Source organism: Actinoplanes couchii, from assembly GCF_016862075.1.
Taxonomy (GTDB): Bacteria; Actinomycetota; Actinomycetes; order Mycobacteriales; family Micromonosporaceae; genus Actinoplanes; species Actinoplanes couchii.
In genome coordinates, this window is the sequence record NZ_BOMG01000061.1 from 1 (window position 1) to 21,677 (window position 21,677).

General features: G+C 72.2%; 25 protein-coding genes. 11 read left to right on the forward strand and 14 right to left on the reverse strand.

The features are described from left to right. The first annotated feature begins 202 nt into the window (after nt 1–202). Nucleotides 203–829 (forward strand): hypothetical protein, encoded by a 627-nt coding sequence (locus Aco03nite_RS25090; protein WP_203798484.1) that lies wholly within the window; start codon nt 203–205, stop codon nt 827–829. Nucleotides 830–938: 109 nt separating this feature from the next. Here Aco03nite_RS25090 and Aco03nite_RS25095 read toward each other — a convergent pair whose 3' ends face one another. Further along, nucleotides 939–2,015 (reverse strand): hypothetical protein, encoded by a 1,077-nt coding sequence (locus Aco03nite_RS25095; protein ID WP_203798486.1) that lies wholly within the window; start codon nt 2,013–2,015, stop codon nt 939–941. 138 nt (nt 2,016–2,153) lie between these two features. Here Aco03nite_RS25095 and Aco03nite_RS25100 point away from each other — a divergent pair, with 138 nt between their 5' ends. After that, nucleotides 2,154–2,909: a helix-turn-helix transcriptional regulator gene (locus Aco03nite_RS25100; RefSeq protein ID WP_203798488.1), complete on the forward strand. Its 756-nt coding sequence runs from the start codon at nt 2,154–2,156 to the stop codon at nt 2,907–2,909. On the opposite strand, the gene Aco03nite_RS25105 is transcribed toward Aco03nite_RS25100, so the two are convergent. Beyond that, complete coding sequence (locus Aco03nite_RS25105) at nt 2,899–4,992, reverse strand: GGDEF domain-containing protein (RefSeq protein ID WP_203798492.1); 2,094 nt, start codon at nt 4,990–4,992, stop codon at nt 2,899–2,901. The genes Aco03nite_RS25100 and Aco03nite_RS25105 overlap by 11 nt on opposite strands. Nucleotides 4,993–5,211: 219 nt before the next feature. On the opposite strand from Aco03nite_RS25105, the gene Aco03nite_RS25110 reads away from it, so the two are divergent. From Aco03nite_RS25110 to Aco03nite_RS25125, 4 genes are all read left to right on the forward strand, one after another. After that, nucleotides 5,212–5,730, forward strand: a complete 519-nt coding sequence (locus tag Aco03nite_RS25110; RefSeq protein WP_239145409.1) for a TrmH family RNA methyltransferase — start codon at nt 5,212–5,214, stop codon at nt 5,728–5,730. Nucleotides 5,731–5,785: 55 nt separating this feature from the next. After that, complete coding sequence (locus Aco03nite_RS25115) at nt 5,786–6,358, forward strand: hypothetical protein (protein ID WP_203798493.1); 573 nt, start codon at nt 5,786–5,788, stop codon at nt 6,356–6,358. A 112-nt stretch (nt 6,359–6,470) separates the two neighbouring features. Beyond that, nucleotides 6,471–7,013, forward strand: a complete 543-nt coding sequence (locus Aco03nite_RS25120; protein ID WP_203798495.1) for a SigE family RNA polymerase sigma factor — start codon at nt 6,471–6,473, stop codon at nt 7,011–7,013. Then, nucleotides 6,985–8,175, forward strand: a complete 1,191-nt coding sequence (locus tag Aco03nite_RS25125; RefSeq protein WP_203798497.1) for a hypothetical protein — start codon at nt 6,985–6,987, stop codon at nt 8,173–8,175. Before Aco03nite_RS25120 ends, Aco03nite_RS25125 begins: the two co-directional genes overlap by 29 nt. A gap of 8 nt (nt 8,176–8,183) precedes the next feature. Here Aco03nite_RS25125 and Aco03nite_RS25130 read toward each other — a convergent pair whose 3' ends face one another. The 4 genes from Aco03nite_RS25130 to Aco03nite_RS25145 are packed head-to-tail and all read right to left on the reverse strand — an operon-like array spanning nt 8,184 to nt 10,416. After that, nucleotides 8,184–8,663, reverse strand: a complete 480-nt coding sequence (locus tag Aco03nite_RS25130) for a MarR family winged helix-turn-helix transcriptional regulator (RefSeq protein WP_239145410.1) — start codon at nt 8,661–8,663, stop codon at nt 8,184–8,186. 25 nt (nt 8,664–8,688) lie between these two features. Beyond that, entirely contained in the window at nt 8,689–9,156 is a 468-nt protein-coding gene (locus Aco03nite_RS25135; RefSeq protein WP_203798499.1) for a deaminase, read from the reverse strand. A gap of 39 nt (nt 9,157–9,195) precedes the next feature. Next, a complete protein-coding gene (locus Aco03nite_RS25140; protein WP_203798501.1) occupies nt 9,196–9,765 on the reverse strand; it encodes a nitroreductase family protein in 570 nt (189 codons plus the stop codon). 18 nt (nt 9,766–9,783) lie between these two features. Beyond that, nucleotides 9,784–10,416 carry a GTP cyclohydrolase II gene (locus tag Aco03nite_RS25145; protein ID WP_203798503.1) on the reverse strand — a complete coding sequence of 211 codons (633 nt, stop codon included), beginning with the start codon at nt 10,414–10,416 and terminating at the stop codon, nt 9,784–9,786. Between the two features lie 190 nt (nt 10,417–10,606). Between Aco03nite_RS25145 and Aco03nite_RS25150 the strand changes: the two genes are divergently transcribed. After that, nucleotides 10,607–11,071 carry a hypothetical protein gene (locus Aco03nite_RS25150; RefSeq protein WP_203798505.1) on the forward strand — a complete coding sequence of 155 codons (465 nt, stop codon included), beginning with the start codon at nt 10,607–10,609 and terminating at the stop codon, nt 11,069–11,071. 3 nt (nt 11,072–11,074) lie between these two features. Here the strand turns inward: Aco03nite_RS25150 and Aco03nite_RS25155 are convergent, their stop codons facing one another. From Aco03nite_RS25155 to Aco03nite_RS25175, 5 genes are all read right to left on the reverse strand, one after another. Further along, entirely contained in the window at nt 11,075–12,631 is a 1,557-nt protein-coding gene (locus Aco03nite_RS25155; protein WP_239145417.1) for a serine/threonine-protein kinase, read from the reverse strand. 181 nt (nt 12,632–12,812) lie between these two features. Beyond that, nucleotides 12,813–13,412 (reverse strand): VHL beta domain-containing protein, encoded by a 600-nt coding sequence (locus tag Aco03nite_RS25160; protein WP_203798508.1) that lies wholly within the window; start codon nt 13,410–13,412, stop codon nt 12,813–12,815. Further along, complete coding sequence (locus Aco03nite_RS25165) at nt 13,409–14,050, reverse strand: class I SAM-dependent methyltransferase (RefSeq protein WP_239145411.1); 642 nt, start codon at nt 14,048–14,050, stop codon at nt 13,409–13,411. Before Aco03nite_RS25165 ends, Aco03nite_RS25160 begins: the two co-directional genes overlap by 4 nt. Beyond that, complete coding sequence (locus Aco03nite_RS25170; RefSeq protein WP_203798510.1) at nt 14,014–14,247, reverse strand: hypothetical protein; 234 nt, start codon at nt 14,245–14,247, stop codon at nt 14,014–14,016. Before Aco03nite_RS25170 ends, Aco03nite_RS25165 begins: the two co-directional genes overlap by 37 nt. Nucleotides 14,248–14,255: 8 nt before the next feature. Further along, a complete protein-coding gene (locus tag Aco03nite_RS25175; RefSeq protein WP_239145412.1) occupies nt 14,256–15,191 on the reverse strand; it encodes a saccharopine dehydrogenase family protein in 936 nt (311 codons plus the stop codon). A 71-nt stretch (nt 15,192–15,262) separates the two neighbouring features. Between Aco03nite_RS25175 and Aco03nite_RS25180 the strand changes: the two genes are divergently transcribed. The 3 genes from Aco03nite_RS25180 (at nt 15,263) to Aco03nite_RS25190 (ending at nt 18,476) form a co-directional block, all read left to right on the forward strand. Next, nucleotides 15,263–16,201, forward strand: a complete 939-nt coding sequence (locus Aco03nite_RS25180; protein ID WP_203798512.1) for a helix-turn-helix domain-containing protein — start codon at nt 15,263–15,265, stop codon at nt 16,199–16,201. A 12-nt stretch (nt 16,202–16,213) separates the two neighbouring features. After that, entirely contained in the window at nt 16,214–17,356 is a 1,143-nt protein-coding gene (locus tag Aco03nite_RS25185) for a lycopene cyclase family protein (protein WP_203798514.1), read from the forward strand. 61 nt (nt 17,357–17,417) lie between these two features. Next, complete coding sequence (locus Aco03nite_RS25190; protein WP_203798516.1) at nt 17,418–18,476, forward strand: DUF2855 family protein; 1,059 nt, start codon at nt 17,418–17,420, stop codon at nt 18,474–18,476. On the opposite strand, the gene Aco03nite_RS25195 is transcribed toward Aco03nite_RS25190, so the two are convergent. Further along, entirely contained in the window at nt 18,405–19,292 is an 888-nt protein-coding gene (locus Aco03nite_RS25195; protein ID WP_203798518.1) for an SDR family NAD(P)-dependent oxidoreductase, read from the reverse strand. The genes Aco03nite_RS25190 and Aco03nite_RS25195 overlap by 72 nt on opposite strands. A 49-nt stretch (nt 19,293–19,341) precedes the next feature. Here Aco03nite_RS25195 and Aco03nite_RS25200 point away from each other — a divergent pair, with 49 nt between their 5' ends. Continuing rightward, complete coding sequence (locus Aco03nite_RS25200; RefSeq protein ID WP_203798520.1) at nt 19,342–19,728, forward strand: winged helix-turn-helix transcriptional regulator; 387 nt, start codon at nt 19,342–19,344, stop codon at nt 19,726–19,728. A gap of 19 nt (nt 19,729–19,747) precedes the next feature. Here the strand turns inward: Aco03nite_RS25200 and Aco03nite_RS25205 are convergent, their stop codons facing one another. Both Aco03nite_RS25205 and Aco03nite_RS25210 read right to left on the reverse strand, forming a co-directional pair. Further along, nucleotides 19,748–20,431 (reverse strand): response regulator, encoded by a 684-nt coding sequence (locus Aco03nite_RS25205; RefSeq protein ID WP_203798522.1) that lies wholly within the window; start codon nt 20,429–20,431, stop codon nt 19,748–19,750. Nucleotides 20,432–20,462: 31 nt separating this feature from the next. Further along, a complete protein-coding gene (locus Aco03nite_RS25210) occupies nt 20,463–21,635 on the reverse strand; it encodes a sensor histidine kinase (protein ID WP_203798525.1) in 1,173 nt (390 codons plus the stop codon). Nucleotides 21,636–21,677 lie beyond the last annotated feature (42 nt).

Genomic DNA, 21,677 nt, shown 5'->3' on the forward strand with positions numbered 1-21,677 from the left:
AACTGAACGCACAGCCGTCCAGCACACCGAACTGAACGCACAGCCGTCCAGCACACCGAACTGAACGCACAGCCGTCCAGCACACCGAACTGACCGTGCAGCCGTCCAGCACAGCGGATCGGCAGTGCGGCATCCACACCCGAATCTGCAGCGCGCGGCATCCACCACGACGACGCGCGTTCCAACACTCAGGAGAACGATTATGTCACGCTCCAAGAAGCGGCTCGCTGTCATCGGTGCCGGAGTCGGCACTGCCGCCCTGGTCGTCGGCGGTGTCGCCTTCGCCGCGTTCCAGCAGTCGGCGCAGGCCACCACGACCGGCACGACCGCGGCGGAGGCCTTCGCGCCCCTCAGCGTCTCCGGCGAGTGGGCTGGCCGCCGGGCGTCGGACGGTACCTACCCGCCCGGTAACCTCCGGCTGCTGCCCGGCGAGGCCGGCGATGTCCGGATCAAGCTGACGAACCCGGCGACCAACACCGTCCAGGGCAGGGTCGTCGAGATCAAGCCGGTCGCCTCGGCGCTCACGAGCACCTGCGCCGGGTCTTTCGTCGTCTCGACCTATGTCCCCGCCGCCAACGCCGTGGTGATCAAGAACGACGGCAACGGGATCGACGTCATCCTGCGGGACGCCGTGACGCTGAAGCCCGAAACGACGTCGGCCTGCCAGGGCGCGACCTACCCGACCAAGTTCGAGGTCAAGTTCGAGGCGACCCGCGCGAATGTGACCGCGCCGGGCTTCCTCACCCCGTTCAACGCGAAGGCAGCGGCCGTGGACAGTACGGACACCGCAAAGGCCGCGGACCCGGACACCGCTGCTCCCGCCTCCTGACTCGGCAGCCAGGCCTGGACCGTCGCGACGCGGTCCAGGCCTGACGCTCAGTGGGCCGACGCGGTCCTGGCCCGACGCTCAATGGGACGACGCGGTCCGGGCCTGACGCTCAGTGGGCCATCGCTCGGCCGATCGGGCCGGCGATGTCCGGGTCGGACAGATAGTCCGTGATGGAGTGTGGGCCGGACGGGTTGTGGGTGCGTTCGTCGGTCAGTTGGCCCGGGCGCCGTTCGCGGAAACGTCCCGCCAGCGGGTGTTCCACGGCCACCACGTCCAGCACGTCGTACGCGTTCAGCCACGCCCCGCCCCGATCCGGCACCCGAACCGGGACGGCCGGTGGGGCGTTTCCGGTGGCGCCCAGCAGGTTGCGCTGCACCACCGGCAGTCCGAGCGGGCTGCCCGCGGTGACCAGCAGCCGGATCGGGTACTCGGCGGGCAACTCGGTGAGCAGGTCGTAGGCCACGATGCTGCCGAGACTGTGCCCGACCACGACGAGTTCGCGCCCGCCGGGGAACCGTCTGGTCAGCTCGTTGCGCACCACGTCCAGGACGGTCCGGCGCATCCGCGGCAACCGCAGGTAGTAGGCGACGTCGTCGAGGAAGTTCTCGATCACCACGGCGGGGATGCCGGTCTTGCGCCCGAGGAACTGGAGGGCGGCCCGCAGCACCGGGATCCGCAGCAGCCCGGCGATTCCGGGCCGGTCCTCGGCGGCCACCAGTTCACCGGCTTTCGGATCGCTGTAGCCGAGTTCGCGCACCGGGTCGAAATGCAGGGCCGCCGCCAGTTCCATCAACGCGTTCGCCTTGAGGTCGCCGAGCCCGGCATCCCGAACCGCGGAAGACGAGGCGGGCGCGGAGGGCGCGGAAGGCACGGAGGGCGCGGAAGGCACGGCCGGAGAGGAAAGCGCGACGGGCGGGGAATCACCACCGAAGTCGAGTTCCGGCGTCCGGCCGCCCTGTTGTTCGAACCGTTTGATCGCAGCGGCGAAAGTGTTTCCGTAGAACGGGAACGACACCGCCGACTCGTCGATCGCCGGTTGGCCGGAGCGGATCAGACCGTTGGCCAGCCCGCCGAGCCAGGTTCGCCGCCGAGCCTCCACATAGGCGGCCAGCCGCTCCGGATCACGGGCCACGCCGTCATCGCTGGCCTGGCTGCGGCCATGAATCAATACCAGTGCTGGTGCCATCGCGGCTCCTGACGCCGAAATGCCGAAATGCCGAATGAGTCCGAGATCCGTCAAGGAACCCGCGCGGGCCGACGGTAGATTTGCATCCCATCACTCGGCGGGGGCGGGAAGAATACGTACTTCTACGGAGTCGGAATCATGGACAAGGTCGACTACGGGCCGTGGATAGATCTGGCCGGCGACCCACCGGAATGCGGCGGGGACTTTCCGCCGGAACGTGTCGCGACCCTTCTCGGGATGACGTTGCGGGCGCTCGCCGTCTCCCTCAACTGGGCGACCCCGGTGGCGGCCGGCGCCCGGGTGTGGCCGCCGATCGTCGACGCCGCGACGGTGGACGAGTACCTGAGCAGCGGCGCGCTCTGGTGCGACCCGCTGGTGGCCTGGTTCGACCTCACCCAGCAGCCGGCACCGCAGTCGGCCCGCCGGGTGCCGCCCGGTTTCGGTGACAGCGAGCCGCGGACCAGCGCGTACTGGCTGTCGGTGATGCGCCGGCAGGGCATCCGGGACCGGCTGTCGGTGTCGGTGCGGCTGGGCCCCCGGAGCCACGTCGCGTTTGTCGCCGCCACCGGTGACCGGGATTTCACCGACGACGACCTTGCTGTGGTACGCCGCCTGCAACCCCTGTTGCGGACCCTGTACCGGCAGGCCGACGTCCTCGGGCAGAGCCGCACCCTCGCCCCGATGGCCGGTGGTTCCCCGTTGACCCGGCGGAAGCTGGCGGTGCTGAGTCTGCTGGCCGAGGGGCATCCGGCGGCGGCGATCGGGCGGCGGCTGGCGATCTCCGAACGCACCGTGCAGAAACACCTGGAGCACCTCTACCGCAAGCTGAAGGCCCACGACCGGTTGACGGCGGTGCTGTCGGCCCAGCAGGCGGGGCTGCTCGTCAACCCGTGACGGCGGGCTGGTTCCCGGCGGGCACCTCACGGCTGCCGATCAGGGTGGTCAGGCCGAGGGTGCGGGTGAGGCGGAGGATCGCCCCGGCCGTCGCGCCGGTGTCGTCCAGCGGCGGGTCGAGGCGCACGAAGTCCACGGGCAGCCGGGGCAGGGCGGTCAGGGCGGCGAACGAGGTGCCGAAGTCCCAGACCGCTATCCGTACTCCGATCGTACGTAAACCGAGAAGTTGATCCTGATGTTTGTTGATCGCCGCCTCCGGGACCTCGAGGACCAGGTCGTGCCCGGCCAGCCCGGCGCCGAACCCGGGGCGGCCCAGCTGCTCGGCACGGACTTGGACCACCGTGTAACCACCGCCCGGCGGCCGGCGGGTGATCGCCAGCGCGAGCAGCCGGTCACCGAGCCGCCCGGCCGCGCCGATCCGGTCCGCGAGCGCCAGCAGCTCGTCGGCGCCGATCCGGCCCCGGACCGGATGATCCCACTCCAGGTTCGCGTCCGCGCCGACGTCCGCGCCCGTCAACGAGCGGATCTGCCGGTACGTCAGGGTGAGGCGCCCGTCGTCGCCGGGGGAGTCCAGCAGCGCCGCCAGCTCACCTTCCGGACCGTCCTCGTGGGTGACCTCGGCGCCCAGCTCCGGACGCCACACCAGCCAGCCGGAACCCCGGCGTTTCACGTCGTACATCGCCACGTCCGCCCGGTGCAGCAGGGTGTCCGCGTCCGTCCCGCCCGGCTCGCTGAGCGCCGCCCCGATGCTCGCCGTCGCGCTCATCGGCAGGTCACCGACCACGAACGGGCCGGCGATCGCCTCGACGATCCGCCGGGCCACCGAGGTCACGTCGGCCTCCCCGGACACCGCCCGCACCACCACCGCGAACTCGTCGCCGCCCAGCCGCCCGACCAGGTCGTCGCCGCGTACCGACCGGGACATCGCCCCGGCCACCGCGACCAGCAGACCGTCCCCGACCTGGTGCCCGAGCCGGTCGTTGACCTCCTTGAATCCGTTCAGGTCGATCAGCAGCACCCCGACCGGCCGGCCGTTGCGGGCCGCCCGGCGCAGCGCCAGCTCCAGCTCGTCGTGCAGGCGGGCCCGGTTCGCCAGCCCGGTCAGCGGATCCGTCTCGGCGGCCTCGGTGCTCTCCCGTTGCACCAGCACCTGCCGCAGCACCACCAGGCCGGTCAGGCTCATGCCGCCGAGCACCAACCCGTACCAGGGGAAGGGCCGTGGCTCGTCGGCCGTGGCCGCGGCCATCAGGGCATAACCCACCCCGATGCCGAGGTACGGCAGCTTGCCGGCCACGTTCCGTGACCGTGGCCCGTCCACCGGCGCCGGATGGGCCGCCTGCCGCCACAGCTCGATCATCGCGGAGGTGAACAGGAAGTGCGTGGTCAGCCAGCAGCCGAAGTCGAACACCGAGCGCGGCACCACCGTCATCTGCGCCTGTGCCCAGCCCAGGTAGGCGTCCCCCACCAGCAGCGCGCCGACCGCCCCGCCGATCAGCGCCAGCGCCCGCCGGCTGATCTGGCCGGAACCCCGCAGCAGCACCCGGGCCAGCGCGAACAGCACCAGCAGATCGACGAGCGGATAGCAGGCCGCGGCCAGCAGCAGCCCGGCCGACACGGTGCCGCGGTCCAGGGCCGGGCCGATCGCCACGTACCAGAGGACCATCGCCGCGCCGAGGACCACCGTGCCCGCATCCAGCAGCGTCTTCCACCGTTCCCGCCGGCTCACCCGGTGCAACGGCACCAGCAGCAGCCCGGCGAACATGGTCAGCGTGGTGGCGATGTGCATGACGTCACCGGGCTGCGGGAACGCCGTCGTCCCGGTCACCGCGAAAGTCAGCGAGATGATCAGGATCAGCACCGCCGCCACGGTGAGCGTGACCACCGCGGGCCGGGCCGACCGTTCCAGACCCGGATGCCGGCACGCCCGTACGCCGAAGACGATCGCCACCACGTCGAAGAAGAACATGGCGGGCCCGGCGAACATCACCGCCGATCCGCCCCCGTCGATCCCCACCGCGACGACCCCGCCCATGGCCGCGGCGTAGACGACGTACTGCGCCCCCAGCCATTTGCTACCCGACAAGGATTCCTCCTTCCTCCCTGGTATTCGGCTACCGGCACCGCCCCCGTGAGCTGTTTTCCCTGGTCCGGGGCGGGTCTTTCGCCGGCCCGGACCGCGTTGGAAAATCGCGGGACGGGCGGGGCGCGAGGCGGTAGCCTGTCGGGCGTACGAATATCGCCGGTGATGGCCCGCGTGCGCCGCGAAGCACGTTGACGAGATGAGACTGTTCGCTCCGCCTCGATGACGGCCGCGATCCGGGTGCGCACTCCCCGGGAGATCCGGTCGGCCCGCCGCCCACGACGGCACCGGTGCTGGGGGCACCTCGTCGCGGCTCCCCTGTGGCCGATGCACGGTGCCAACCTCGGCACCCTGTTACGGACCTGCGACGCGGTCGGCGCCTGCCTGGCGGTGCCGCCGTTCGGCTGGGTGGACGAAGCCCTCGCCCGCGGCAACACGCTGCGGCAGCCCGCCTGCGTGCACCGGATCGGCAGTCCGCTGCGCTGGCTGGCCGAGGAGCGCCGGGCCGGAACCGCGGTCCTCGGGGTGGAGCTCGCCGACGAGGCGACCCGGCTCGCCGACCTGCCGGCCGCCCGCGGCCGGACCGTGATGGTGCTCGGTCACGAGGCCACCGGCATTCCGCCCGAGGCGCTCGACCTGCTCGACGGCGCGGTGGAGATCCCGATGGTCGGCAACGGATCCAGCCTCAACGTCGCGGTCGCCGGGTCGCTGGTCCTCTACCGGCTGGCCGGCCTGCTCTAGGTTCGGTGTGGCGGAGCTGGCGTCGACGGGACCGGCGCAGAGGGAGGGCTCCGCAGTGATCGATCGTTTCGGTCTCGAGGAACTTCGGCGGGTGCCGCTCGGCGGGTTGGGTGAATGGCTGCGAGCCGAGTCGCCCGGCCCGGTTCCGCCGCAGTGGTGCCTGGCGATCGTCGGGTCCGCCGAATCGGCCGGGAACCCGTTCCGGCCGGCCACCACCGCCGAGCGGATCGCCGACCTGACCCTCGGGGCGGAGCTGCTGTCGCTGGCGGTCGAGCGCCGGGACATCGACCCGGCAACGGGTGGGTACTGGCTGATCAGGCTGGCCACGGTGGCGCTCCGTCTCGGTCTGACGGCGGACGACGTCCCGCCGCCGCTGACCCCCGACGGCGCGGCCGGGTGGGCGCTGGACCGGATGCCGTTGTCCCGGGAGACGGCGATCGCGACGGCCCGCACCAGGAGAGACGAGTACCCGGGTGAGGACGCGTATCTCGCACCCGATGCCGCCGAGAGAGGTCTGCAAGGAGTCGAACAGGTCCTCCACGTGCTTCCCTGGATCATCGAACACCTGCGGGACCGGGGGATCCGTCGCGAGGCCGAAGCCTGGCTGGCGATCGAGGATCAGCTGTGACGTCGAATCTCTGTCCGGCTCTGGAATCTCAGAATTCTCCGCGGCGCTGACAACCCCGGAGCCGGGTTCTTCCCTCTCCTTCTCCGAGGGAAGAGGAAAGGAGCATCGACGCGTGGATGCCGATGCGGAAGAGGGCTTCCGGGAGTTCGTGACGGCCCGGTTCCGGCCGTTGCGGACGCTCGCTTACATGACATGCGGGGACTGGCACCGGGCCGAGGACGTGGTCGCCGACTCGCTGTCGCGGCTCTACCTGAAGTGGGGGAGCGTCGCTGTCCCGGAGCACTACGCCCGCACGATGGTGGTCCGCGCCGCCCTGGGGGAGCGCCGCCGGCCCTGGCGCCGGGAACGGCCGGTGGGCCAGGAGTTCCCGGAGGTGCCGGGGCCGGACCGGTCCGGCGACGTGGACGAGCGCCTGCGGCTGCGGGCCGCGCTGCGCCGCCTGCCCGCCCGGCAGCGCGCCACCCTGGTGCTGCGGTTCCTGGAGGGCCTGAGTGTCGAGGAGACCGCCGAGACGCTGGGTGTCTCGGCGGGGACGGTGAAGAGCCAGACCAGCCGCGGGCTGGACGGCATGCGGGCGGTGCTGTCCGCGGAGGAGTTGCGTGAGCTGAGCCAGGAGGGGGACGAGCATGTCGTATCGGTTCGTGGACGTCGCTGAGGCCGTCCAGCACGGGGAGCCCGCCCCGCGCACGTCGGTGCAGGACATCGTGGCCAAGGCGACCCGGATCCGGAAGCGCCGCCGCCGGGTCGCGGCCGCGTGTTCGGGTGGCGCGGCCGCCGTCGTGGTCACCGTCGTCGTCGCGCTGGCCGGTGGCCCGCCGGTCCGGTCCGGCGCCGGTACGGAGGTGGCCTCGGCCCCGTCGGCGTCCGCCGAGTCGGTGGCCCCGAAGACGTTCGTGCAGCCGAAATCGCTGGGTACGACTCTCGGTGAGTACCGCGTCGGCACGTACTCGGTGGGCCGGGTGGTCCAGGCGACCGACCGGTACCAGCGCCTGCAGGTGTTCCGCGACGACTACACGACCGAGAGCGACGGGCGGCCGTTCCCGATCGCGATCGGGACGGTCACGGCGTACCGCGAAGGGATCTTCGATCCGCGGAAGAAGTCACTGCTGATGCCGGACGACGGCTTCCAGCTGAGGATCGGCGATCCGGAGCCGGTGACGGTGGCGGGCGCGGCCGGGTTCACCTACGACCTGTCGTGGACGATGCCGAACTCGGCGGAGATGCGGGAGTTCCTGAAGAAGAGGGCCGACGACCCGTCGGCCAGCCCGGACGACCTCACCCAGGACCCCTACAGCGGTACGGCGGTGGCCTGGGAGTACCTGCCCGGCGCCTGGGCGGTGGTCGTGCCGGAGTACGGCTACCAGGTGATCGAGCCGGAGACGGTGTCCGCGATCGCGGAGGCGCTGACCCCGGCCCCGGAGAAGCGGGCCACCGCGCCGTACCGTCTCGGCCCGCTCCCGGACGGCTTCCGGGTGGCCGGTGTCACCACGGCGGCGGTCGGCGCCGCGGACATCGTCTCCGACGTGGTGATCAGCAAGGAGAGGCTGACCGGCCCCGGGACCGTCGGTGACAACACGCCTGGTGCCCGGCTGCGGATCATCCAGGGTGTCCCGAAGGACCACAACAGGCCGGCCCCGGGCCAGGTGGTCGAGTGCGACAACAGCTGGGGCTACTGCACGAGGATTCTGTCCGGTGACTGGTTCGCCGAGATCCAGCGCCAGGGCCGGACCGTGTCGACGGGCGACCTGACCCGCATCCTGACCGCCTTGGAGCCCACCGACCCGGCCGATCCGGCGAAGTGGGCGCCGATCGGCTGACCGGGAGTTCAGGCGTTGCCGGTCAGGGTGGGCAGCAGCTTGCCGGAGAGAGCGCCCAGGCGGCGTACGTCGTCCTCGGTCAGGTGGTCGAACACCAGCCGCCGCACCTCGGCGACGTGACCGGGGGCGGCGGCCTCCAGCACGGCGTAGCCGGCCTCGGTGAGGTAGGCGATCTGCCCGCGTTTGTCGGTGCGGCAGGCCCGCCGGCCGACCCAGCCGCGCTGTTCCAGAGTGGACACCGCGTGCGAGAGCCGGGTGGTGGTGGTGCCGGCCTGGCGGGCCAGCTCGGTCATCCGCATGGCGTGGTCCGGCTGCCCGCTCAGGGCCGACAGGATGTGGTAGTAGGTGTGCGGGAGGCCGGCTTCCTCCCGTAACTGCTGGTCCAGCGCGGTCGGGATCAGCATCAGGAGCTGGACGAGGTTGGTCCAGGTGTCCATCTCGGTGTCGGTCAGCCATCGCGGGGTGCTGGCGTGCGGGGTCGCGGTCACGTCGTCATCCTCGCGGTTCTCTGTGTCAGACGCTGGTCGGGATCAGGACGTGTGCGTTGATCGCCCGGACCTGGGCGGCCAGCTCCGGGATCTCGATCACCTCGGCGCCGGCCCGGCGCAGGGTGCCCACCCCGTCGCAGTCGGCGAACAGCAGCGGTTCGCGCCAGGCCAGCACCACCCGGCGGATCCCGGCGTCCAGCACCAGCTGGGTGCAGGTGGCCGGCCGGGACCGGCGGGTGGTGCACGGTTCCAGCGAGGTGTAGACGGTGGCCCGGGACAGGTCCAGGCCGGGCCGGCCGGCCAGCTTGAGCAGCGCGGCCTCCTCGGCGTGGTGGTGCGGGTGGCCCTCGCCGGTGTAGCCGGTGGCCAGCACCTCGCCGCCGTGATCGACGATCACGGCGCCGACGGCGTAGCGGTCCGGTACCGGTGGGGCTTCCAGGGACTCCTGGATCGCCTCGGCGAGCCAGTCGTGGTCGTCGTACGGGATGCTCATGCTGCGCCCTATCGGTTGAAGCCCGCGGTACCGGAGATTTCAGGCCGCGATGGAGACGAGCAGGTTCTCGACCGGAACCCGGTCACGCGGGGCCGCCTCGCGCTCGGCGAACGGCTCGGCCAGCACGCCGAACTCGTCACGCCGGCCGACGGCGAGCACCACCTGCGGGGTCAGTCCGGGCTGCCCGAGCAGCTCGGTGACCCGGGCCCGGTCGAACCCGCCGAGCTGGTGCACGGCGATGCCGTCGTGCTGGGCCTGCACCGACAGGTGCGCGACGGCCTGGCCGGTGTCGTAGACGGCCCACGGCCGCTCGGTGCCGTCCGGGGTGGTGGTCTCGGCGGCCGCGACGATCAGGGCCGACGCGGCGTGCGCCCACACCTGGTTGCCGGGGGCGAGGGCCTCGAGGACCTTGGTGTGCGCCTCGGTGCCGCGCTCGGCGACGGCGAACCGCCACGGCTGGGTGTTGGAGGCGCTCGGCGCCCACCGGGCCGCCTCCAGCAACGTGGTCAGCTGCTCCTTGCTGAGCTCGTGCCGGTTGTCGAAGGCGCGGGGGCTCCAGCGCTCGGTGAGCAGCGGGTGCAGCGGCGCGGTGGTGGTGGCGTTCTTCATGATGTCTCGTAAGACCTTTCAGGCTGCGGACGGCAGGTTGATCGTGTGCGCGGTGTGGTCGCGCTTGGTGGTGAGATAGCGGGCATTGGCGGCGGACAGGTGCACCCCGGTCGGCACCTGGTCGAGGACCTGGACGCCGAGCGCGGCGAGCTGTGCCGCCTTGTCGGGGTTGTTGCTGAGCAGCCGGATCCGGTCGGCGCCGAGGGTGGTCAGCATCTGCGCGGCGGCGGTGTAGTCGCGCTCGTCCTCGCCCCGCCCGAGCGCCAGGTTGGCCTGGTAGGTGTCGAGGCCGCTGTCCTGCAGCGCGTAGGCGTCGAGCTTGGCGTAGAGGCCGATCCCGCGGCCCTCCTGGCGCAGGTAGAGCAGGAACCCGCCGGCCTCGGTGATGCGCTCGGCGGCCTCGCGCAGCTGCGGCCCGCAGTCGCAGCGCTCACTGCCGAAGACGTCCCCGGTCAGGCATTCGCTGTGCGGCCGGACCAGCGGTGACGTGGTGTTCTGCCAGTCGCCGAGGCCGAGGGCGAGGTGTTCGCGGCCGTCGGCCAGGCCGGTGAAGGTGAACACGTCGGCCGTCGTCGAGTACCCGTCGGGGAACCGTAACGGCACCGTCACCCGCGTGCGCACCTGTGCCGTCACGCCGATCATGGCAGTCATCCCGAACCCCCAAGCTTTGTTGAACCTTCACCAACAAGAGTCGACCTCAAATGTTGAAGAATCAACTAAACGCGGTGAGTTCTAGATCATGCCGATGGCCCTTGCGGGTCAGGGCGGATCGGAGGAAAGTACAGCGCTTGTCATCCGTACCGCCGAAGTCAAGATCGTTTTTGCCGGGCAGGGTATGGGCGTGTTGTACGGGCGCCCCCCTCAGTCCTGGCGGTCGGCGGGGTTGATCCTGCTGGCCGTCCTCGTGTTGTGCGGCGCCGGGGCGGTGATCATCAGCCTCCGCATCGACCGGGACGGTGGCGCGGTGTGGGCCACCGGCGTCCCGGCCGAACCGTCCGGCCCGGCACCGCCGTCCCCGTCGCCGTCACCCACGCCGTCGGCGACCCCGGAACCGTCGGTGTCCAGCCCGGCCCCGGTGAGGCCGACCAGCCGCCCGGTGACCCGCCGCCCGTCCTCGCCGTCACCCCGGCCCACCGCGCCCCGCTCGCCGTCCCCGGCCGTGCCGTCCGCCGGCCCCAGCGCGGAACCGGTCCAGCTCGGCGGGACCTGCTCCCCGGAGGGCAGCGAGGGCCGGACCGCCTTCGGTGTCCGGGTGTTCTGCCGGGCCGGATTCCTCGGCGGGCAGCCGCGCTGGCGCCTGTTGTGAGCGTTAACTCTGCAGGGTGAAAGAAGTGACCGCGGGGAAGTCCCTGGCCTTGGTCGCGGCGAACCGGCCCGGCTCGGCGTTCCAGTAGACGTAGCCGTACTTGGCGCTGCTCAGCCAGTAGGTGGGCAGCACCCCGCTCTTCGCCCCGGTCGGCGTCAGGAAGAACAGCAGGTCGTCGTCCTCGATGGCGATGTCGAAGGTCTGGTGCCCGGACCGGTCGATCATCTGACTCCGGCTCAGGTCACAGGCGGTCCAGGCCGGGACGGCGCCACCGGTCAGACAGTCGCGCCGCTGGTCGGACAGGCGGAGGACCAGATAGATCTGACCGAAGGAGTACGTGGTCTGGATGGCGTGGTCGACCGAGATCCGGGCGCCCGAGTCGCCGAGCGTCAGCGCCCCGTCCGGGCCGCTCTCCAGGAGCTTGCCGGCCTCCACGGCCCGCAGCCGCAGGGTCCGGCCCGAGTCCAGCGCCGCGTTCTCGTAGAGCTCCTTGTTCGGCAGCGGGTCGGGGGAGTAGGCCGGCAGCACCACCGGCGGCGGTGACGTGTCCCCGCGCGGCTCCCCGCCCGGGCCGGCGGTCAGCTGGTAACCGGCCACCCCGAGCCCGGTGATCGCCGTGACCACTGCCACCGCCCCGGCGTGCAGCCGCCGGATCGGCCGGGCCCGCGGCAGCGCCGGCCGCGGTGCCGGCTGGGCGGCGGGAGCCGGCGCCCGCCCGGTGGCCGACGCTGCCGGGAGCGCCAGCTGCGGGCTCTTGAGCAGGACGTCCAGGACCTGCTGGGCGGTCGGCCGGCGCTCCGGCGCCTTGCCCAGCGCGCCCTCGACGACGGTGCGCAGCGGACCGTCCAGCCCGTCCAGGTTCGGCTGCTGGGTCAGGATCTTCATCGCCGTCGCGGTCGGCGAGTCGCTCTCGAACGGGGTCCGGCCGGTTGCCGCGTACGCGACGAGCACCCCCCAGGCGAAGATGTCGGCAGCCGGGGTCACGTCCGCCCCGGCCACCGACTCGAAGCGTTCCGGCGCCATGTACGACACCGTGCCGACCATCTGGTTGGTCCGGGTGTGCGCGCTGGTCAGGTCGGTGGTCCGGGCGATCCCGAAGTCGATCACCTTGATGCCGCCGCTGGTCAGCAGCACGTTGCCGGGCTTGAGATCGCGGTGGATCACCCCGGCGCCGTGGATCGCGGCGAGCGCCGTCGCCGACCCGACGGCGAGACCGGTCAGCGCCGGCCCGTGCAGCGGCCCCCGCTCCCGGACCACCTGGCTCAGCGGCGGGCCCTCGATGTACTCGAAGACCAGGTACGGCGTGTGGTGCTCGGGGTCGGCGTCGAGCACCGCGGCGGTGCAGAACGACGGCACCTCCCGGGCCCGCCGGGCCTCGCTGCGGAACCGGGCCCGGTACTCCGGGTCGTCGGCGAACTCCGGCCGGATCACCTTGATCGCCACCCGCAGGTGCCGTCCACTCTCGACGCCCAGGTAGACGGCGCCCATGCCGCCCTGACTCAGTCGCGACAGGACGCGATAGCGGCCCAGGGTGACGGGATCACCGGGCAGCAGGGGCATCGACACGAGGATGCAAGATACAGGTTCGTCATTTCGCCCGCTGGCCGTCCGGGGACTCCGGGCCCATGATCACGACCCCGCGGCGGTGGCGGGCACCGGGTCCGCGCAGGTGACCGGCGTCTCCGGCGGCCGGTAGGTGAACTCCCGGCGAACGATGCCGATCGGCCCGGCGGATCCCGGGTCAGCGCAGCAGCACCCGGCCCGGCTGAGCGGTGGCCTGGAAGACCGCGATCACCGTGCCGTCCGCCCCGGCCGCCGACCAGAAGTGCCCGGCGAAGGTCTTCTGCTCGTACGCCTGCCCGGCCTCGACCGTCGCGTACGGCGACAGTTTGCCGTTCTCGTCGACCCAGGAGAGCACCACCGCGTCGGCACGCTCGTTGACGAACACGATCCGGGTGTCCGCCCCGTCCTCGACGCTGCGCAGCGACGCGATCAGGGCGGCGGGCAGGGCGTTCAGCTCGGGCCAGGTCGCCGGGTCGCCGGGATCGGCGGACGCGGCGGGTCCGGCCGAGGCCGAGGCGGTGGTGGTGGCCGCACCGGCGGCCGGAAGCGGTGTGGACGACGGCCACAGCTGGACCAGCATCACGACACCACCGGCGCCGAGGACGGCCGCGAGGGCGAGGACCACCACGATCAGCCGCCGGTTGCCGGGCCCGGGGCCGGCTTCGGGTTCCGGCGCCGGCGGGGCGGTCTCGGTGAGCGGGCTGGTGTCCACTTCGACCAGCGGCGGATCGTAGGGATCCACCGCCGGCGCCATGCGGCCGGAGGGTTCGTCTGTCACCCGCCCAGAATATTGATCATGGCTGGTGTCTCGGCGACCAGGGCCGCGTGCGCCCGGTGGGTGCCCTCGGCCGGCCGCTGCCGCCGCTCGATCTCGGTGAACCCGGCCGCCGACAGCCGTGCCGCGAACTCGCCGGCCGGCCACCGGTAGGCGGTGATCACCTTGTGGTCGAACGCCTCCACCGCGTCGCCGTCGAAGAACCCGGCCACCAGCACACCACCGGGCGCCAGGACCCGGCGCAACTCGGCGAGCACCGGATCCAGCCCGTCCGGCGGCAGGTGGATCAGGGAATACCAGACCAGGATCCCGGCGATCGTACGGTCGTCGAAGGCGAGTTCCCGCATCGAGCCGAGCCGGTAGTCACCGCCCGGATCGGCCGCCCGGGCGTGCTCGACGAACTCCGGCACCATGTCGATGCCGACCGCGTCCACCCCGAGCGCCCGCAGGTGGGCGGTGTAGTGGCCCGGCCCGCAACCGAGGTCGAGCACGGTCCCGGGCCGGTCCAGGTGCCGGCTGATCAGGTCGAGATCGTCGGCGTGCACCTTGGTGGTGCCACCGAACAGGTCGATGTAGAGCGCGGAGACCGCGGAGTACGCCCCGGCTACCTCCCGGACCAGAGGGTCCTCTCGATCAGCCACCACGCGCCGATCACGCCGATCGCCAGCGGCGTCATCACGTACCACTCGCCCATCACCCCGAAGTCGTCGGAACGGCCCATCGTGTGCAGCAGGCTGAAACCGGCGAACAGCAGCACGGCCACGCCGATCGCAACGTACCGGAAAACCATGCGGCCGGTGCTCATCGGGGCGGGGGTCTCGGTGCTCTCGTCGTCCATGGCGGGAACTATGCCAGTCGATGGTTCCCGGCGGATCCGACGGTGGCCGGATACCGTTCTATACCGGAGGGTAGAGGGAAGTCCCGCGCGTCGAACATCGCTCCGGCCGACGCCACTCCCGGCCCACGGAACCGGCCGTCCAGCAGCCGGGTCACCGCCTCCACGGCCAGCGGCGCGCTCGTCGCGTAGATGTCCCGGCCGGTCACCGTGATCCGCCGCGTGTCGTCGCCGGTGCGCACGTGGACGTCCACGGTGAACGTCTCCGGTGCCTCCCGTTCCCCGGCGGCGGCCAGCTCACCGGCCGCCGCCACCGACATGTGGCTGCGGATCTCGCCGACCGTGAGATGGCTGGGGATCGTGACGACCTCGGCCATCGTGAACCCGCTGAGCACCGGCCGGGTGGCACCGGGGAACTCCCACCGCACCACCGGGAGCGGGCTGTCGTCGCGGTAGTAGTCGAGACGGCCGCCGGTGAACCGGACCCGCCGCCCGTCGCGGCGTTCCCGGGACACCGCGCCGGCGGTCAGGGTGCCGCGGGTGGGCTGCCAGCCGCTCAGCCCGTAGGCCACGTCGATCGTGTCCACCGCCGTCGTGTCGGTGATCGCGGAGACCAGCAGGTCCGCGAGCCCGCCGAAGAACGCCATGGCCGGGACGATCGGGATCGGCGCCCCGGCGAACCGGGTGAAGGTGTCGGCGTTCGCCTCGATCTCGGCGGCCACGTCCACGTACGGGACGCCCGCGCCGATCGCCGCCTCGATCACCGGACCGGCCGTGGTCGCGAACGGCCCCGCACAGTTGATCACCGCCGCCGCGCCGCGCAGGTCGAGCGGATCCGCCCGGCCGATCGATCGCACCCGGAAACCCCGTCCGATCAGCTCCTTCACCACAAAACCACCGGTGTGCCCGTACGCGCCGACCACGGCGACCTCGTTACCCGTACTCATGGGGAAGAGCCTGAAGGTTGTGGCCCCCGCGGACGAGTGTCCGGAACGACGTCTCCCGTACAGTTTCGGACATGGCCACCATCGCGCTCGCCGCCGTCGACGGGATGCTGCACTTCGAGTTCGCGATGGCCTGCGAGATCTTCGCGCACGACCCGACCGGACTGGCCGATCCCTGGTACGACCTGGTCGTCTGCGCCGCCGGGCCGGTCGGCGCGGGCCGGTTCCGGATCGAGCCGGACGCCGGGCTGGATCGCCTCGCCACCGCCGACGTGGTGATCGTCCCGGCCGTCGCCGACGTCGGCGCACCGGTTCCGGAAGACCTCCTCCGCGCGGTCCGGGCCGCCCACGACGCGGGCGCCCGGATGGTGTCGCTGTGCACCGGCGCGTTCGTGCTCGGCGCCGCCGGGATCCTCGACGGTCAGCGGGTGACCACGCACTGGGCGCACACCGCCGAACTCGCCGCCCGGTTCCCGGCCGCCCGGGTCGAACCGGACGTCCTCTACGTCGACAACGGGACCGTGCTCGCCTCGGCCGGCAAGGCCGCCGCCATCGACCTCTGCCTGCATCTGATCCGCCGCGACCACGGCTCGACCGTCGCGAACGCGGTGGCCCGCCGGCTCGTCGTGCCGCCGCACCGCTCCGGCGGGCAGGCCCAGTTCGTCACCACCCCGGTCCCGGCCCGCTCCGGCCACCCGCTCGGCGACCTGGTGCCCTGGGTGCTGGCCCGCCTCGACCAGCCGCTGACCGTCGAGGACCTGGCCCGGCAGGCGGCCATGAGCTCCCGCAACCTGGCCCGGCACTTCCACGCGGCCACCGGCGAGACCCCGCTGCGGTGGCTGTCCGCGCAGCGCCTGGGCCGGGCCCGGGAGCTACTGGAGAACACCGACGACGGCGTCGAGGTGATCGCGCGGGCCTGCGGCCTGGGCACCGCGGCCACCCTGCGCCGGCATTTCCACCGGGCCGTCGGCGTGCCGCCGGACACCTACCGCCGGACGTTCCGCGGCCTTTGACATGCTGGTCCGGTGACCGATCCCGCTGAAGTCGACATCGCCCTGGTCGGCGGCGGCGGCGCCGCGAGCCTGGTGCTGGCCGCCCTCGGCCCGGGCCCCCGGGTGGCGGTTGTCGACCCGGTGCACAAACGTGGTCAGGATCGGACATGGGCGTTCTGGGGCAGCCCCGGCACGTTCCTCGATCCGTTGCTCAGCGCGAGCTGGGACGCCGTCGACGTGGTGACCGCGTCGTCGCGCCGCACCCTCGATCTCCAGCCGCTGCGGTACGCCATGCTCCGCTCCGCCCCGCTCTACGAGCTGGCGAACAAGAACACCGCTGCGGTACGGGTGACAGCACCCGCCCACACCCTGCGCGACGACGGGGACCATGTCCTGGTCGGCGCACCGGACGGCACCCCGCTGGTGCGCGCCTCCTGGGTGCTCGACTCCCGCCCCCGCCCACCGGCGCGCCCCGGCCGCACGAACTGGCTGCAGCACTTCCGCGGCTGGTGGTTGGAATCGGACAAGCCGGTGTTCGAGCCGGGACGTGCCGTCCTGATGGACTTCCGGACCCCGCAACCGGCCCGGGGTGTCTCGTTCGGCTACGTCCTGCCGGTGAGCGACAGGTTCGCCCTCGTCGAGTACACCGAGTTCTCCCCGGCGGTGCTGACCGGCGACGAGTACGACACCGCGCTGCGTGGTTACGCCGCGATCCTCGGGCTCGACCTGACGTCACTGCGGGTGAGGGAGGTGGAGGACGGGGTCATCCCGATGACCGACGGGGTGTTCGAGGCCCGGCCGTCGCCGCGGGTGGTCCGGATCGGCACCGCGGGCGGCGCCACCCGCCCATCGACCGGCTTCACCTTCACCGCGATGGCCCGGCAGGCCGCGCAGATCGCCCGCGAGGTGGCGGCCGGCCGTCCCCCGGTGCCCGACGCCCCGTACCCGCCCCGGCACCGCTGGATGGACGCGGTCCAGTTGCGGGCCCTGGACCGGGGGCTGGTCGACGGGGTGGGGTTCTTCGAGCGGCTCTTCGACCGGAACCCGGCCACCCGGGTGCTGCGGTTCCTGGACGGGACCACCTCGTGGGCCGAGGACCTGGCGCTGATGTCGTCCAGCCCGCTGCTCCCGATGACCCGCGCGGCAGCCGGCGACGCGTGGGCCCGGATCCACTAGTGGCATTTTGCACTGCCCGTGCACTTGTCCGTCCCGAGCTGGATGTTTAGCCTCACATGGCATGACAGCAACGTGGACGTTCGCCGTCGACCGGGCCGACCTCGCCAAGACCGTCATCACCGAGGGTGTCACCCCGGCGCTCACCGACGGTGAGGTGCTGCTGCGGGTCGACCGGGTCGGGATCACCGCCAACAACGTCACTTACGCGGTCCTCGGCGAGACGATGCGCTACTGGCGGTTCTTCCCGGGCGACCTCGGCCCGTCCTGGGGACTGCCCCCGCTCTGGGGTTTCGCCGAGGTCGCCGAGACCACGATTCCCGAGATCAAGATCGGACAGCGGCTGTACGGCTACCTCCCGCCCGCCGGTCACCTCGTGGTCCGCCCCGAGCGCCTCGACGACACCGGTTTCCGGGACGGGTCGGCACACCGGGCCGACCTGCCGTCGCCCTACAACGCCTACCGCCTGACCACCGGCGACCCCGTCCACCGGGCCGATCAGGAGGACCTGCTGGCCCTGTTCCGGCCGCTGTTCTTCACCTCGTTCATGCTCGCCGACCAGGTCGCCGACAACGACTTCTACGGCGCCGAGGCGATCGTGCTCTCGTCGGCGTCCAGCCGGACCGCCTACGCCACCGCCTTCGAACTGCACGGCCGCGGGCCCCGCCTGATCGGCCTCACCTCGCCCCGGAACGTCGCGTTCACCACCGCTCTGGGGTGTTACGACCAGGTGGTGCCGTACTCGCGCATCGGTGCTCTGGACACCGTGCCCACCGTCTATCTGGACCTCTCCGGATCGCCCGCCCACCGCACCGAGCTGCGGTTCCGCCTCGGGGCGCAGCTGATCCGGGACATCGCCGTGGGCCTGACCACCGGGATCCCGAACGCGGAGGCCGCCGGTGAGGTGTTCTTCGCGCCCACCCAGATGCGCAAACGCCGCCACGACTGGGGCCGTGACGGCCTCGACGCCCGGTTCGCCGAGGCCTGGCACCGGTTCGCGGCCACCGCCGGGAGCTGGACCGACGTGCGGACCGGGCAGGGGCCGGAGGGGTTACGCCAGGCCTGGCTCGACGTCCTGGCCGGCCGGGTTCCGCCCCGGACCGGGCGCACGGTCCGATTCTGAACGGTCCGATTCTGACCGGTCCGATTCTGAACGGTGCGGTTCGGACATGTCCATCAGCCGCCCGGCGTCCCGCGGATCCAGGGTGGGCAGGTCCAGCGGCAGCCGCCGGCCCCGATCGATCGCGGTCAACGGCGCGGCCGGCGGCTCGTCCACGAACGTGTGGATCGGGGCGACCGCCCTGGTCACCGGCTGAGCCGCCACCGCCGCCAGCAGGCGCAGCACGCCGCGCAGCACCGGCCGGAGAGGGCTGTGGTCCCCGCTCCTGGTGAACCCCGGGTGGTACAGCACGTACCGGGCCCGGCTCCCGGACCGCTCCGCGAAACCCACGCCGAGCAAGTCGTTCGCCCGGCCGGCCTGCAACTGCGCGGTGACCATCGCATAGTCCGCCGCCAGCGACGGATCGGCCCAGTGCACCGCGCCCCGGCGGGTGCCGACCCCGGCCACGTTCACGATCACCGGCCGCTCCGCCCGGTCCAGGGCCGGCGCCAGACCCAGACCGAGCAGGTACCGGCTCAGGTAGTAGAGCGCGAACGTCCGCTCCAGCCCGTCCGCGGTCACCACCCGGCGTGGCGACACCCCGTTCGCGAACAGCGCCAGAGCGTCGATCACCTGATGATCGGCCAGGATCTCGCCGACGATCCGGTGGTTCTCCGCCACACTCGACAGATCCACCCGGTGGAAACTGATCCGCCCGTTCGATCGCGCCGGGTCCGCGCTGCGTCCCAGCACCAGCACCCGGTCACCCCGCTGTGCCCGCTCCTGGGCGAACACCCGGCCCATGCCCTGCGTTCCGCCACTGACCACCACGACTGCCATGAGTGCCATCCTGGTGAGACGGCCGTACCGAGGGGAAGAAGGCACTTCCATGTCCACAACGCACACCGGTGTGCCCACCGCGCTGCCGCATCCGGTGCCCGCCGCCGAGTACCAGGCCTGCCCGGTGACCGACGTGCTCCAGCTGTTGGGCGACAAGTGGACCCTGCTGCTGATCAGCCTGCTGGGGCAGCGGCCGTACCGGTTCAACGAACTGCACCGGGCCGTCGACGGCATCAGCCAGCGGATGCTCACCCGCACCCTGCGCACCCTGGAGACCGACGGCCTGGTCGAGCGCGAGGTGTTCCCGACCGTCCCGCCGTCGGTCGAGTACCGGCTGTCGCCGCTCGGGACCAGCCTCCTCGAACCGGTGTCCGCGCTGGCCGGCTGGGCGGTCACCCACCACGGCGAGATCGTCGCGGCCCGCGGCCGCCGGTAGGACGTGCGGCTGGCCCGGCCTAAGGCGACACCAGCCCCATCTCGTAAGCCATGATCACCAGATGCACCCGGTCGCGGGCGCCGAGCTTGGTGAACAGCCGGGCCACGTGGGCTTTGGCCGTGGCCGGAGAGATGTGCAGTTCGGCCGCTATCTCCTGATTGGAGCGGCCCAGACCCACCAGGGTCAGCACCTCCCGTTCCCGCCCGGTGATCCCCGCCAGGCCCGGCCCACCACCACTGCGCCCGGCACGCACGCCCCGGGCGGCCTCCGGCTCGGGACGGGCGCCGGTGAACTGTGCGATCAAGCGGCGGGTGACGCTCGGCGCGATCAGGGCGTCCCCGCCCGCGACCACCCGGACCGCCCCGAGGATGTCGTCCAGCGCCATGTCCTTGACCAGGAAACCGCTGGCCCCGGCCCGCAGAGCCGCATACAAATGGTCGTCGTCGTCGAACGTGGTCAACATCAGCACCCGCGCCGGGTCCGCCCCGGACACGATGTGCCGGGTGGCCTCGATGCCGTCCATCACCGGCATCCGGATGTCCATGACCACCACGTCGGGCAGCAGCTCCCGGGCCAGCCGGACCGCGTCGCTCCCGGTTCCCGCCTCACCCACGACGACCAGATCCGCGGTGCTGTCGATGAGCACCCGGAGCCCACTACGGATCAACGGCTGGTCATCGGCCAGCACCACCCGGACACTCATCCGGCCATCCTCCCCACCCGCCGTCCGGCGGTCACGACGGCACCGGGACGCGGGCGGTGACCCGGAACCCGCCGCCCGGCCGCGGCCCGGCACTGAAATCCCCGGCGAGCAGGGCGACCCGCTCCCGCATGCCGATCAGACCGTGCCCGATCAGACCGTGCCCGGCGCCGGAGGCCGGGACCGCCGTCACCGCCGGGCCTGCCGGGCCGTCGTCGGTGATCTCGATGGTCAGCTCGGTGGGGGCCCGGGTCAGGGTGACCTCGCAGTGGCCGGTGCCCGCGTGCCGGATCACGTTGGTCAGCGCCTCCTGGACGATGCGGAACGCCGACACGTCGATGTCCGGGGGCAGCGGGCCGTGGTCGCCGATCCAGCGGACATCGACGTGGACCCCGGCCTTCCGGGTGCGGGCGACCAGCCCCTCCAGGTCGGCGAGGCCGGGCGCCGGGGCCAACTCGACGGCGCCCGGGCCGGTGCCCGGATCGATGGCGGGACCGGTGTCGGGCCGGCGCAGCGTGCCCAGCATCCGCCGTAGGGCGGCCAGAGTCTCCCGGCTGGTGTCCTCGATCGCGGCGAGCGCGTCCCGGGCCGCGACCGGCTGGGTGTCGATGACGCGGCGGCCCATGCCGGCCTGGACGGCGATGACGCCGATGCTGTGCGCGACCATGTCGTGCACCTCGCGGGCGATCCGCAGCCGCTCGGTCTGCACGGCCGCGGCCTCGGAGCGGGCCCGCTGGACGGCGGCGAACGCACGCCGCTGCCGGACCGAGTTGCCGATCACCCAGGCCGTGACGACCGCCAGCACCTCGGCGGCGGGGAGACTCAGGATGTCGATGGCCCCGGCGGCGGCGGTCAGGGCCAGCCCAGCGACCAGGGTCAGGGCAGCGGCGGTGAGCGAGACCAGGGGCGTCCGGCGGGCGGCGACGACCCCGGTCGCGGTGAGGATCGCGGCGGCGATCAGGGCCTGCATCAGCCGCTGGACGACACCGGGCCCGGCCAGGGTGAGGGCGGCCAGCAGGAGCAGGAGCAACACCAGCGTGGTCACCGGCTGCCGCCGCAGCAGGCCCCGCAGCGGCAGCAGGCTGAGCAGGGCCACGACGATCGAGGTCACCTGATCCAGCCGCAGGTAGACCGCGACGGCCACGAGGAACAGGGACAGGACGGCGCCGCACCAGGACAGCACCGCCGCACGGTTCAGGCTCGGCATACCGTCGAGATTAGATTTCCGGCCCCTTTCCGGCGTCGGCCC

Excerpts from the sequence above, each read along its gene's own strand:
- Aco03nite_RS25100 (WP_203798488.1), top strand. The coding sequence starts at position 2,154 with ATGGACAAGGTCGACTACGGGCCGTGGATAGATCTGGCCGGCGACCCA.
- Aco03nite_RS25210 (WP_203798525.1), bottom strand. The coding sequence starts at position 21,635 with ATGCCGAGCCTGAACCGTGCGGCGGTGCTGTCCTGGTGCGGCGCCGTC.
- Aco03nite_RS25190 (WP_203798516.1), top strand. The coding sequence starts at position 17,418 with ATGACAGCAACGTGGACGTTCGCCGTCGACCGGGCCGACCTCGCCAAG.
- Aco03nite_RS25200 (WP_203798520.1), top strand. The coding sequence starts at position 19,342 with ATGTCCACAACGCACACCGGTGTGCCCACCGCGCTGCCGCATCCGGTG.
- Aco03nite_RS25145 (WP_203798503.1), bottom strand. The coding sequence starts at position 10,416 with ATGACTGCCATGATCGGCGTGACGGCACAGGTGCGCACGCGGGTGACG.
- Aco03nite_RS25155 (WP_239145417.1), bottom strand. The coding sequence starts at position 12,631 with ATGCCCCTGCTGCCCGGTGATCCCGTCACCCTGGGCCGCTATCGCGTC.
- Aco03nite_RS25140 (WP_203798501.1), bottom strand. The coding sequence starts at position 9,765 with ATGAAGAACGCCACCACCACCGCGCCGCTGCACCCGCTGCTCACCGAG.
- Aco03nite_RS25125 (WP_203798497.1), top strand. The coding sequence starts at position 6,985 with ATGTCGTATCGGTTCGTGGACGTCGCTGAGGCCGTCCAGCACGGGGAG.
- Aco03nite_RS25180 (WP_203798512.1), top strand. The coding sequence starts at position 15,263 with ATGGCCACCATCGCGCTCGCCGCCGTCGACGGGATGCTGCACTTCGAG.
- Aco03nite_RS25110 (WP_239145409.1), top strand. The coding sequence starts at position 5,212 with ATGACGGCCGCGATCCGGGTGCGCACTCCCCGGGAGATCCGGTCGGCC.
- Aco03nite_RS25095 (WP_203798486.1), bottom strand. The coding sequence starts at position 2,015 with ATGGCACCAGCACTGGTATTGATTCATGGCCGCAGCCAGGCCAGCGAT.
- Aco03nite_RS25195 (WP_203798518.1), bottom strand. The coding sequence starts at position 19,292 with ATGGCAGTCGTGGTGGTCAGTGGCGGAACGCAGGGCATGGGCCGGGTG.
- Aco03nite_RS25135 (WP_203798499.1), bottom strand. The coding sequence starts at position 9,156 with ATGAGCATCCCGTACGACGACCACGACTGGCTCGCCGAGGCGATCCAG.
- Aco03nite_RS25175 (WP_239145412.1), bottom strand. The coding sequence starts at position 15,191 with ATGAGTACGGGTAACGAGGTCGCCGTGGTCGGCGCGTACGGGCACACC.
- Aco03nite_RS25205 (WP_203798522.1), bottom strand. The coding sequence starts at position 20,431 with ATGAGTGTCCGGGTGGTGCTGGCCGATGACCAGCCGTTGATCCGTAGT.
- Aco03nite_RS25170 (WP_203798510.1), bottom strand. The coding sequence starts at position 14,247 with ATGGACGACGAGAGCACCGAGACCCCCGCCCCGATGAGCACCGGCCGC.
- Aco03nite_RS25090 (WP_203798484.1), top strand. The coding sequence starts at position 203 with ATGTCACGCTCCAAGAAGCGGCTCGCTGTCATCGGTGCCGGAGTCGGC.